The 11,579-nt window shown below is 69.3% G+C and carries 9 protein-coding genes; 1 reads left to right on the forward strand and 8 read right to left on the reverse strand.

Going from position 1 to position 11,579, the window contains the following annotated elements:
* Positions 1 to 18 precede the first annotated feature (18 nt).
* From ACFU4Z_RS30145 to ACFU4Z_RS30160, 4 genes are all read right to left on the reverse strand, one after another.
* The gene (locus ACFU4Z_RS30145) at positions 19 to 1,005 is read right to left on the reverse strand and encodes a phytoene/squalene synthase family protein (RefSeq protein ID WP_379069640.1); all 987 of its coding nucleotides are present in this window, start codon (positions 1,003 to 1,005) and stop codon (positions 19 to 21) included.
* 29 nt (positions 1,006 to 1,034) lie between these two features.
* Positions 1,035 to 2,786, reverse strand: coding sequence for an alpha-(1->6)-mannopyranosyltransferase A (locus tag ACFU4Z_RS30150; protein WP_379069643.1), 1,752 nt, complete (start codon positions 2,784 to 2,786; stop codon positions 1,035 to 1,037).
* Between the two features lie 64 nt (positions 2,787 to 2,850).
* The gene (crtI, locus tag ACFU4Z_RS30155) at positions 2,851 to 4,431 is read right to left on the reverse strand and encodes a phytoene desaturase family protein (RefSeq protein WP_379069646.1); all 1,581 of its coding nucleotides are present in this window, start codon (positions 4,429 to 4,431) and stop codon (positions 2,851 to 2,853) included.
* The gene (locus ACFU4Z_RS30160; protein ID WP_379069720.1) at positions 4,428 to 5,624 is read right to left on the reverse strand and encodes a polyprenyl synthetase family protein; all 1,197 of its coding nucleotides are present in this window, start codon (positions 5,622 to 5,624) and stop codon (positions 4,428 to 4,430) included. Before ACFU4Z_RS30160 ends, crtI begins: the two co-directional genes overlap by 4 nt.
* Before the next feature lie 190 nt (positions 5,625 to 5,814).
* Here ACFU4Z_RS30160 and ACFU4Z_RS30165 point away from each other — a divergent pair, with 190 nt between their 5' ends.
* Positions 5,815 to 6,816 carry a methylenetetrahydrofolate reductase gene (locus tag ACFU4Z_RS30165; protein WP_379069649.1) on the forward strand — a complete coding sequence of 334 codons (1,002 nt, stop codon included), beginning with the start codon at positions 5,815 to 5,817 and terminating at the stop codon, positions 6,814 to 6,816.
* Positions 6,817 to 7,008: 192 nt separating this feature from the next.
* Here ACFU4Z_RS30165 and ACFU4Z_RS30170 read toward each other — a convergent pair whose 3' ends face one another.
* The 4 genes from ACFU4Z_RS30170 to ACFU4Z_RS30185 are packed head-to-tail and all read right to left on the reverse strand — an operon-like array spanning position 7,009 to position 11,544.
* On the reverse strand, positions 7,009 to 8,160 hold the full coding sequence (locus tag ACFU4Z_RS30170) for an LLM class flavin-dependent oxidoreductase (protein ID WP_379069652.1): 1,152 nt from the start codon (positions 8,158 to 8,160) through the stop codon (positions 7,009 to 7,011).
* Positions 8,157 to 8,963, reverse strand: coding sequence for a DUF1684 domain-containing protein (locus tag ACFU4Z_RS30175; protein WP_379069655.1), 807 nt, complete (start codon positions 8,961 to 8,963; stop codon positions 8,157 to 8,159). Before ACFU4Z_RS30175 ends, ACFU4Z_RS30170 begins: the two co-directional genes overlap by 4 nt.
* Entirely contained in the window at positions 8,960 to 10,336 is a 1,377-nt protein-coding gene (locus tag ACFU4Z_RS30180) for an NtaA/DmoA family FMN-dependent monooxygenase (protein WP_379069658.1), read from the reverse strand. The genes ACFU4Z_RS30175 and ACFU4Z_RS30180 overlap by 4 nt, the downstream gene beginning before the upstream one ends.
* The gene (locus tag ACFU4Z_RS30185; RefSeq protein WP_379069660.1) at positions 10,336 to 11,544 is read right to left on the reverse strand and encodes an LLM class flavin-dependent oxidoreductase; all 1,209 of its coding nucleotides are present in this window, start codon (positions 11,542 to 11,544) and stop codon (positions 10,336 to 10,338) included. Before ACFU4Z_RS30185 ends, ACFU4Z_RS30180 begins: the two co-directional genes overlap by 1 nt.
* Positions 11,545 to 11,579: the final 35 nt, after the last annotated feature.

The following is an 11,579-nucleotide window of genomic DNA, read 5'->3' on the forward strand; positions in this document are numbered from 1 at the left end:
GTCGCAGGGTGGCGCGGGTCAGGGACGTGGGCTCGGCCGGTGCGGGCCGCGGAGCGCGGCGGCGCCGAATTCCAGAGCGGCGACCCGCAGGCGATGCCGCTGTGGCACTACCGCGCGGCTACGGAAGATGGCGTAGTCGGCGTGTTCGATCTGGTCGAGTATTCCCGCATACAGCGTGCTCGCGGTGCGGATGGCCGGTCGGACGCGCGGTTCCAGCAGGTCGATGCCTCGGTCGGCGGCACGATAGATGTCGCGGTTGACCGCGATCAGGTGCGCGAGGGCCCTGCGCACCCGCTGATCGGTGCGCCCGGTGCGGTGACAGTGGATGAGCAGGTCGTGGTCGGCCCCGAACGCCGCGAGTTCGTCGGCGGGCAGGTACACGCGCCCGCGACCGAGATCCTCGGCGACGTCGCGCAGGAAATTGGTCAACTGGAACGCCTCGCCGAGCGCGGCGGCCGCGGGTTCGGCCTCGGCCACCGGTACGACGGTGCCGAGTACCGGCAGTAGCTGCAGTCCGATCGCCGCCGCCGACCCACGCATGTATTCGCGCAACTCGGCCATCGTCGCGTAGCGGTCGCGGTACGGCGGCGTGCCGGCGATGTCCATCCGCATCGCGTCCATGAACGTCCAGAAGTGCTGGTGGGCAATGTCGTAGCGTTCGATGGTGTCGGTGAGGGCGAGCAGGACCCGGTCCCGCTGTTCGCCGATCTGCTCCGGCAGCGGGTTGCCCTCCAGGCGGCTGCGCAGCTGCTTCTCGATTCGATCGAGCAGTCCGGCACAGTCCTCGACGCGGGCGGTCGCCACCGGATCGAGAGTTCCTTCGATGGCGTCCGTGTGGTCGACGATGTCGTCGACCGTCCTCGCGAACGCGTAGAGCGCGTGCACTGCCGGTCTTCGCTCGGCCGACAGCAGCCGGGTCGCCAGGAAGTAGGTGCGGCCGTGCGCCGCGGCGATCCGCCGGCATTCGCGGTATGCCACGGGGAGTTCGGCGGCGGGATCTCTCACGGAACTCGTTACGGCCGCGGCGGAACCGGTCACGGCCGTAACGGCGCCGGTGAATCCGCCGACGTGCTAGCCCGCAAGCGCAGCGGATCCACTTTCCGCAGCGACAGTGCCGCCACCACGGCGACGAAGGTCGCCGCGGCTACGTGCCAGAAGTTGTACAGCCCGATCGAACCGTCGGGCTGGAACACCAGCATGAGCCACGTGCATAGCCCGACCAGCACCATCAGGGTGGTGGTCGACAGCGCGAAGCCCGCGGCGAGGGCGAGCGGCCAGGAGTAGTACCAGGGCAGCGCGGCGGGGGAGAGGATGACGATTCCGACGAACGCGATGAGGATGCCGAGCACGGCCTCGCGTTCGCTGTGGCGGAACCGCCACCAGGTCCACACCAGCACCGCGACCAATGCCACCGCACAGATCGTCCTGGTCACGCCGAGCACCGATTCCATCCGCCACGGGGTGATCCAGGTGGTGACGTGCGCCATGATCGTCGGAAGCGACAGCCAGTTGATGATCTTCTTCGAGCCCGACAGCGCGGTCAGCCAGCCAATGCCGACACCGGCCGCCAGCGAGGCGACCGCGAAGACCACCGCGAAGACGCTGAGCCCGAGTCCGGCGATCTTGGCGAACATCAGTGCGGGGTGGGGCATTTCCTCGCTGGGCTTGGCCGCGTCCGGCTCGCCTTCCAGCGGCGCAGTGGCGCCGGGGGAATTCGCGGCTCGCTCCAGCGCCCGGCGTTCCTTTTCGTGCAACATCCAGATCCACACCAGGAAGGGCAGCGCGATCCCGGCGGTCGCCTTGATGGCCACACCGATCGCCACCACCACGATGCCCGCCACATGGTGGCGTTCCAGCACCAGCGCGATGCCCGCGCACATGAGGCCGACCATCAGCATCTCGTTGTGCACGCCGCCGATGAGGTGGATGAGCACCAGCGGATTGAGCACGGCCAGCCACAGCGCCACCGTCGGCTTACCACCGAGATGTTTGGTCAGATACGGCACCGCCCACATCATCAGCGCGAGGCCGGGAAGCATGACCAGCCGCAGCGCGATCGTTCCGGCCACCACGTTGTCGCTGGTGATGGCGGTGATCGCGCGGCCGAGTAGCAGGAAGACCGGACCGTAGGGCGCGGTTGTGGTGGTCCAGACCGGGCTCACGTTGTCCAGCAGCACACCGGGATTGGCGACCGGGCCCACTTGATAGGGGTCGAACCCGTCACGCAGCAGCGCGCCCTGGGCCAGATAGGAGTAGGCGTCGCGGCTGAACATCGGCGCGGCGAACAGCAGCGGGAAGATCCAGATGCCGACGATCGCGCGTAGCTCGTTGAGCGTGACGCCTGCCCCCGGCCGGTCTCCGAAGCCGATGGTGGTGCGGCCGAGCCGAACCCACGCGGTGATCATCAGCAGCACGCCGACCCAGATGACCATGGTGGACAGTGCGTAGCCGTGGCCGAATCGCAGCCAGGACAGGTGCATCGCCTCGAGTAGCGGATCGCGTTTGCGGACGCTGCCCGCGCCGAATCCGCCGAAGGTGATCATCACTGCGCCGAAGAAACCGAGCAGCGCCGAATGCCCTTCTGGGCTGCGGAGGAAATCGGCCGAGGTCCGCACCCACCACCGGAGTCCGTGCGCGGACGTCACGATGGGCGCGGCGGGCTTGGACGCGCTGCGCCGACTCGGCCGGGCGTCCGGTGTGCTCGAGGTGCGGTCCGCGAGGCTCGTGGTGGTGTTGATGATCGAGTCCTCGGTGTCGGCTGCGGCGCTGGCTTCGGGGGGTGGCATACGGTGTCGGTTCCCCCGGAGTGGTCGGCGGTCGCAACCGCGAGCGAATAGGTCGGCGTTGAGTTTAGTGGTTCGCCGGGAACACTATCCCGGTGGTGCGTGGGGTTTCATCCCGAGCGGGGCTCGGAGCACCGGTGATACGGGTTGCTGCCAGTTTTCCAGACAACAGCGTAGTGGGCACACCCACGCCCGGAGTGGTGCCGCAACCAGCGATAACTACATTGTCGCTAGTGCGGGGGAAATTGCGTGGACGAAATGGTCCGGTCTGCCGGAACAGGTGTGCCGCGGAGAACGGGGTACCGGCGAGCATGCCTTGTTCGCGCCAGCTGCTCGGGGTGTCGAGATGATCGACGGTGAAGTGTTCGGCGATGCCGCGGTAGCCGCGTGATTCCAGGATGTCGAGCAGTTCGCGCAGATAGAACGGGCCGAGCCGGTCCCAGTCCAGTGGCGCCGATTCGAGATTCGGGCATGGCGCGAGCAGCGAGAACGGCTCGTGGCGGCCGTCGGTTCTGTCGATATAGAGGGCGGGGTCGGTGAGCGCGGGCCGGGTCAGCAGCAGCGACGGATCGCTCATCACCCTGCCCTTCCCGCGTCCCGCTGCGATCTCGGTGAACGTCCGATCCCACGCCGCGCCGAAATCGATGGTGTGGTGTGCCTGGACGGGCCACGTCGCGGCGACCCGCGCGGGCACGGTGCCGTGCGCCACGACGGCCGACGGCGCGGCGCGCAGCGGTCGGCGGCGCACCCCGAATCGCTCGATGTCGCCGAGATCGGTGGTGAGCACCAAGGCGTCGCAGTCGAAGGTCCGGCCATCGGCGGTGCGGACCCGCCGTGCGCGCCTGCCCGCGTAGTCGATCGCGGTGACCTCGGTGCCCAGTGCCAGGGTGCCGCCCGCGGCGGTGAAGGCGTCCGCCATGGCGGCGGCGATGGCGCGCATGCCGCCCTCGGGGAAGTAGACGCCCAATGAAGTGTCCATATGGGGGATCGCGCCGTACACGGCGAGCGCGTCGGCGGGCGGCATGCCCGCGTACAGCGCCTGGAAGGTGAACAGGCGGGCCAGCCGCTGATCGCGCAGGAAGCGGCCGACGCGCGGCCCGAGCCTGCCGAACCCGCCGAGTCGCACCAGCGCGGCGAGCGCACGTCGCTTCTCGGGCTCGCGGACCATGTCCAGCGGCGAATCGAAGTTCGTGTCCATGAACTCGCCGAACTCGGCCTCATAGATCTTCGCCAGCCAGGTCCGCAGTCGCCGATAGCCGCGCGCCTCTTCGGGCCCGCAGACCCGGGTCACCTCCTCGGCCATCGCCTCCGGGTCGGCGAACACTCGAATACTGGCCCCGTCGGCGAACCGGGCGTGATAGCTCGGCGCGAGCCGGTGGATGCGCAGTGGCGGCGTGCAGGATTCCGGGGTCCGCCCCACGGCGGCAAGGGCGTCGGTGATCAGCTCCGGCAGCGTCAGCACCGTCGCGCCCGAGTCGATCTCGTAATCCGGTCCGCGATACAAGCCGACGCGACCGCCAGGGTGGTCGGCGCGCTCCAGCAGCGTCACGGTCCGGCCTGCGCCGGTCAGATACAGCGCCGCGGCGAGCCCGGAAAGACCTGCGCCCACGACGACGACCCGATCTGTCGGTCCTGCAACGACTTTCACGCCGCGCGCCTTGTCGCCGCCAACGCCATCGCGCGCAGTTGCTGCTTCGTCGCCTGGGTGGCGGAGCTGGATTCGATGGCGGCCAGGCCCTGTTCGGTGAGGTCGGTGATGCGGCGCTCCACCTCGTCGACCGCGCCGAGCCCGGTCAGTACGGTACGCAGGTGTTCCACCTCATCGGCGGTGAGATCGGTGCCGATGCTCGCGCGCAGCAGGGCGGCGGCGTCCGGGTCGGTGCGGTCGGCGCGCTGTAGCGCCTCGGCGATCAGTACCGTGCGTTTGCCCTCGCGCAGGTCGTCGCCGGAGGGCTTGCCGGTGACGGCGGGGTCGCCGAAGACGCCGAGCAGGTCGTCGCGCAGCTGGAAGGCGATGCCGATGTCGGTGCCGAAGGTGCGGTAGTCCTCGACCAGCCGCGACTCGGCGTCGGCGATGGCCGCACCGAGGTGCAACGGGCGTTCGACGGTGTACGCGGCCGTCTTGTACCGGTTGATGCGGAGGGCGGCGGCCACGGATTCGTCGCCGCCCGCCTCGCCGTTGATGTCGAGCAGCTGCCCGCCGAGCACCTCGGTGCGCATCAGGGCCCAGACCGGCGCGAACCTGGCGATGGCGGCGGGCTCGAGGCCGGAGGCGTGCACCATGTCGTCGGCCCAGGCCAGCGCCAGATCACCGATCAGAATGGCGACGCTGGCGCCGAAGTGCTCGGAATCACCCGCCCAGCCGCGGTCGCGGTGGCGCTGCTCGAAGTCGACGTGCACGGTGGGGAAACGGCGGCGGGTGCGCGAGGAATCGATGATGTCGTCGTGGATCAGCGCGCACGCCTGCACCAATTCCAGTGCGGCACAGGCTTTGAGCACGGCCGCCGCGTCGGGTCCGGTGGGGTCGCCGCCCGCGCCGAGCCACCCTGTCCACGCGAAGGCCGGTCTGGTTCGTTTACCGCCGCGCAGCACGAACAGCACGAGTGCCTCTGCGGCCTGCACGAATACCGGTCCCAGTGGTTCGACGGCGGCGCGGCGGGTGCGGAAGAAGTCGGTGAGCGCCGCTTCGACGGCATGGACGAAGGCGGGTGTACCGGCCTTCAGCGATGCGTAGTCGGTCGTCGATGCGATGTCGCTGGACGCCGTCGACGTGCCTGCATCGGCCGACGGCGTGTCCCGAGGCGTCTGGATACCGGTTCCGGCGGACAGGGGAGCCTCCAAGGTGGTGCGGGTCGTGGACTGCGTCGGGTGCGCTGTCCCGGACGCGGCAATTTTTCGGTGCCGGGCGGGCTGTCGCGCGTGTTGCCCGGCGGTGGCGACCATGCCGCCTGGTCGCAGAATACGCGGCCGCGGGCAACCGCACCCGTGGCGACCCGGCGGGCTCGGGAAGCATCACCACTACACTGGACCGGTGACTTTCGACAACGTACGGGGACGCTCGACCCCTGGCCGACCGTCCCCGACGCCACCGAACGTCTCTGGAACACCTTCGGTTGTGCAGAGCCTGCGGACGCACTCGAGCAGCGCGGTGCCGTTCTCTGTGGAATTCAACCCGCCTCGCGACGCCGCGGCCGAAGCCAGGCTGTGGCGTGCGGTGCGCCAGTTCGAACGGATGCACCCGGCCTTCGTCTCGATGACCTACGGGGCGGGCGGATCCACCCGCGATCGCACCGTGCGGGTGACCGGTGCGCTGGCCCAGGAGACGACGCTGCTGCCGGTGGCGCATCTCACCGCCGTCGAACACAGCCTCGCCGAACTGCGCTCACTCGTCGGCGCGTACGCGGACTCCGGCATTCGCAACATCCTCGTGCTGCGCGGCGATCCGCCCGGCGATCCGCTCGGCGAATGGATCAAGCATCCCCAGGGTGTCGCCTACGCCGAGGAACTGGTGCGCATCGTGCGTGACCTCGGCGACTTCCACGTGGGCGTCGCCTCGTTCCCGCAGGGCCATCACCGATCGCCCGACCTGGACACCGACACCCGGTATCTGGCGGCGAAACTGCGTGCGGGCGCGGAGTATTCGATCACCCAGATGTTCTTCGACGTCGAGCACTACCTGCGTCTGCGCGATCGGATCGCCGCCTGCGACCCGATCGAAGCCGCCAAGCCGATCATCCCCGAGCTGATGCCGATCACCTCCCTGCGCACCGTCGCGCGCGCCGAGGAACTCTGCGGTCGGCCGCTGCCTACCGCGGTCATGGAGCGGCTGCACCGGGCCGCGGGCGACAACCCGGATGCCAACCAGGCCGCGGTCCGCGAGGTCGGCATCGAGATCGCCACCGAAATGGGCCGGCGCCTCATCAACGAAGGCGCTCCCTGCCTGCACTTCATCACCCTCAACTTCGCGAAGGCGACCAGCGAGGTCCTCACCAACCTCGGCTACGGCGTGACGGCCGCGCCGATCAGCGCCTGATCGGTCGAGACTGGATCAGTCGGTCAGGTCCACCAGCGGTCGCGACCGACACCGCATGAAGGCGTTCGGTGCGGTGGCGCAGTACCGAAGCTCGCGGCGATTGATGGTCGCGGCAGATTCGTGCCCGAAGTAGTCGGAGACAGGTGATCCGGCGGCCTCCTCGGTGGAGCCCGCCGGATCGGGCGCCGCGGCTCAGGCGGCGCGTGCGGCGCGCAGCCCCCATGCCTCGGCGAGCAGGCGATGGGATTCGAGGCGGTCCTCGTGGTCGTGCGCGATGCTGGTGACGAGGAGTTCGTCGGCGCCGGTGACGCGTTGCAGTGCGGCGAGCCGTTCGGTGACGGTGGCGGGTGCGCCGACGAACTGGGTGGCCAGGCGGTCGTCGACCAGGCGCTGCTGCTCCGGCGTCAGCGCGGTGGCCAGGTCCGGGTCGAGATAGTCGGCCGCGCCCGCTCCGCTGCGGATGCTGTGCACCCAGTGACCGTAGGTGGAGGCCCTGCGTCGCGCGGTGGCGTCGTCCGGCGCGACGACCACGTCCGCCGAAATCACCACATAGGGTTCGGCCAGTTGGGCCGACGGCCGGAAGGCCGCCCGATAGGCCTCGACCGCGTCCAGCGCGGTGCCCGGCGCGACGTGGTAGGCCGCGGCGAACGGCACACCGAGTCGCCCGGCGAGTTCGGCGCTCTCGCCTGCCGAGCTGCCGAACAGCCATAGCTGCACCTGCGCGCCCTCGCCGGGAACCGCGTGCAGCGCGACACCATCGGCGCTCGTGTAGGTGCCGTCGAGCAGTGCGCGGACCTCGTCGACCTGATCGGCGAAGTCCAGTGGCTGTGCGCCCTCCTGCTGCAGCGCGGCGATCGAAGCGATGAACTTCGACCGGTCGGCGATCCGGCCGGGATCGAACGGCGGCGGGACCACCACACCGTCCCTGATCTCGGTGCGCCCGGTCACCGTGTCGAGCACCGGATGACTCTTCTTCGGATGCTCCGGCTGCGCACCGAACTGGGCGCGGCGGTGCCCGGACCGGCCGAGGCCGAGATCGAGGCGACCCGGGTGCAGGGCATCGATGGTGCCGAACGCCTCCACGATCGACGCGGAGGTGTGGTGCCCCACCTGCACCGCGCCCGAGCCGACCCGGATGCGCGAGGTGGCCGCCGCGACCAGACCGATCAGCGTGATCGACGAGGAACTGGCCACCGAAACGAAATGGTGCTCGGCCAGCCAATACCGGTGATAGCCCCAGTCTTCGGCATGCTGCGCGAGATCGATGGTGTTGCGGATGGCCTGCTGCGCGGTCGACCCGGCGCTGATCGGCGCGAGGTCGAGGATGGACAGTGGGACGCTCATGCCGACCTGCCGAGCCGCGGATTCTGTTCTCCCGCTTCGATGGCCACGCGCAGTCGATTCTCCGCGGGCGCCAGCGGGCACGTCGCGAAATCGGTGAAGGCGCAGGGCAGATTCGCCGCCCGGTTGAAGTCGAGCCGGACGGCGCCGTCGGAGTCGGGTGCGTCCACCGCGAGCGAGCGGGCCGCGGGATAGGTGGTGACACCGCTGGTGGCATCGGTGAACAGCACCCGCAGGTTCGCGGGTTCCCCGAAGGCGATGACCCGTTCGGTCACCTCGCCGACGCGGAATTCGATAGTGCCCGCGGCAGTGTGGTGATGTTCGAGACCGTCGACGACGGCGCCGGTGGTCACCGTCTGCGGTGCGTCGAACGGCACGAATCGGCCCTCGACCACCCAGCGCGGATCGGGCGCGTAGGCCGGAATGCCGTCGAACGTCAGCAGCGTCGGCGCGGCGGGATCGTGCACCCGTACCGCGTACTGTCCGGTGCGGCGAATCACTTCCAGCACTCGATCCTCGTGCAGCACAGTGAGTCCAGGTGCGCCTTCGGCGGGGGTGAGGATCTGCACGCCCGCGACGCCGGTGCCGTCGAACTCCAGCCGATCGGCGGGCTGTGCGGTGATGAACACCTTGTCGTCGGTTACCCACCAGGTTCCTGGCACCCCGGGCAGGCGCTCGGGTCGGTCGGTGAGCCAATGCAGTGCAGTCAGGCTCAGGAAGCCGAGCGGGTCGCGCAGCTGATCCTCTCTGGCATGCTGCCAGGAAGCCCACTCGGTCTCGAAAAGTGTTGTGGTGCTGGTGGTCATGACGCTCGGGCTCCTTCGTGTGCGGTGCTGCGGTGGTTGTGGTGCGGGTGGGGCAGGCCGAGATGGTCGCGCAGGGTGGCGCCGGTGTACTCGGTGCGGAAGCTGCCGCGTTCCTGCAGTTCCGGTACCACGCGCTCGACGAATTCGTCGAGCCCCGCGGGGGTGAGGTGCGGGACGAGGATGAAGCCGTCCGCGGCGTCGGCCTGCACATAGGCGTCGATCTGTTCGGCGACCGCGGCCGGCGTGCCGACGAACTGCTGGCGCGCGGTGACCTCGATGATCAGCTCACGAATGCTGAGCTGCTCCGCCTCGGCCTTCGTGCGCCATTCCTCGGCCACGGCGCGCGGGTCCTTCGCGTGGCGTACTCGTCCGCGGGTGATGGTGGCGTCGCCGGATGGTTCGACATCGGGCAGCGGCCCGTCCGGGTCGTAGCCGGAAAGATCACGGCCCCAGACCTGTTCGAGGAACGCGATGGCGGTCTGCGGGCCGACCTGCTGGAGTCGGATGTGCCTGGCCCGCTCCTGCGCGTCCGCGGCGGTATCGCCGAGTACGAAGGTCGCGGCGGGCAGGATCTTCAGCTCGTCGGGTGTGCGGCCGTATTTCGCCAAGCGGCCCTTCACATCCGCATAGAACTTCTGCCCGGCTTCCAGCGAGCCGTGCGCCGTGAAGATGGCGTCGGCGCTGGCCGCACCGAACTCACGGCCCTCTTCGGAATCGCCTGCCTGCAGCAACACCGGGTGTCCCTGCGGACTCGGTGGCAGCACGAAGCGGCCCGAGACATCGAATTGTGTATTGCGATAGCTGATTTCGGGAACATCGCGGGCGAAAACGCCCGCCTCGCGATCCACCACCAGTGCATCGCTCGGCCAGCTGTCCCACAGCGCGCGGCTGACTTCGACGACCTCGGCGGCCCGCCGGTAGCGCTGACTGTGCTCGAGATAGCCGCCGCGCCGGAAGTTTTCGCCGGTGAACGCATCCGACGAGGTGACGACATTCCATGCCGCCCGACCACCCGAGAGATGATCCAACGACGCGAACTGCTTGGCCAACTCGAAGGGCTCGTTGTAGGTGCTGTTGATAGTCCCCGCCAGCCCGAGCTTCCCGGTGACCGCGGCCAGCGCGTTCAGCACGGTGAACGTATCCGGTCTGCCCACGACATCGAGATCGTGGATCCGTCCGAGATGTTCGCGCAGCCGCAGCCCCTCGGCGAGAAAGAAGAAGTCGAACAGCCCGCGCTCGGCGGTCTGGGCCAGATGCACGAACGACTCGACATCGATCTGACTCTTCGATGCCGGATCACTCCACACGGTGGTGTTGTTCACTCCCGGAAAGTGCGCGGCAAGATGAACCGCCTTGCGAGGTTTCCCACTCATCACAGCGTCCCTTCCGAAGTCGAGGTGGAGGTTTGCGCGTAGCGGCTGGCCGGTCGCGCCAACCCGAGGCGTGACCGCAGCGTTCCTGTGTTTCTGCTGTCCGCGCCCGTTGCCGGGATTCGCACCCCCGCTGGGTGCCCGGAACGGGTGTGGATCCCGAGCGGGGGTGCTGTGGCGAGGAGGCGGAGCGCGGCAGGTGCGGCGAGGGGGCGTAGGACGACGCCGTCGACGGCGGAAGCGTGGAGGGCGGCGATGAGTTCGCGCAGCGTGTCCGGAGTGCCGAGGTGGCGCAGCGTGTTCGGTGCGTTGGTGTCCGCCGTGGAGATCGGGTCGGCCCAGCGGTCCAGTTGGGCCACCTCGTCGTGCGCCGCGGCCGCTGTGCCGGCCAGATGGATGTCGATATCCAGCAGCACTCGGACCTCGTCCGGATCGCGGCCCGCCGCCGCGAGCGCGGTACGCAGCGCCGTGCGCCGGGCGGCCGCCGCGTCGAGATCGGCGGCGGCGACGCGGGTCAGGTCGGCGTGGTGGACCGCCACCGCCGTGCTCGGGGCGTCGGCGGCGCGGACCGCGATGATCGGCAGTCCCTGGGGAGAACGTGGGGTGATCGACGGGCCCTTGACCGAAAAGTTCTCGCCGACGAAGTCGATGTAGTGCAGCTTGTCTCGGTCGATGAAGCGGCCGGTCGGCTGGTCGCGGATCTCCGCGTCGTCCTCCCAGCTGTCCCACAGCCGCGTGACCACGTCGATCGCCTCGTCCGCCTCGCGCCACAGCGCATCGGCCGCTTGGGCGTCCTTGCGGCCGAATGCCCGTGCCTGCACAGTGCCTTCGGAGACGGTGACCTCCCAGCCCGCGCGGCCGAGCGAGGCGAAATCGAGGCTCGCGATCGCCTTGGACAGGTGGAACGGTTCGGTGTGGGTCACCGCCGCCTGCGGGATCAGTCCGATGCCGTGGGTGCGCGCGGCGACCCTGGCGGCGATCGCGACCGCATCGAGCACGCCTCTGGCGACACCGGCCCCGCCCTGCTGCAGGCCGAAAGAGTCGGGCACGAAAACCGCGTCCACCCCGGCGCTTTCGGCGGCTGCGACCGCATCCACCCAGTAGCCGCCGGTGAACAGATCCTCGGCTCGCGAATCGTCGCGCCGCCATGACGCCGGATGCGCACCGGTTCCGGTGAGCTCCACGCCGAGGAAGAAATCCGAATCAGGCATCAGCACGATCCTTTCCAGTCGATTGGAGGGGTGGG

It is taken from the genome of Nocardia sp. NPDC057440 (assembly GCF_042802915.1).
Taxonomy (GTDB): domain Bacteria; phylum Actinomycetota; class Actinomycetes; order Mycobacteriales; family Mycobacteriaceae; genus Nocardia.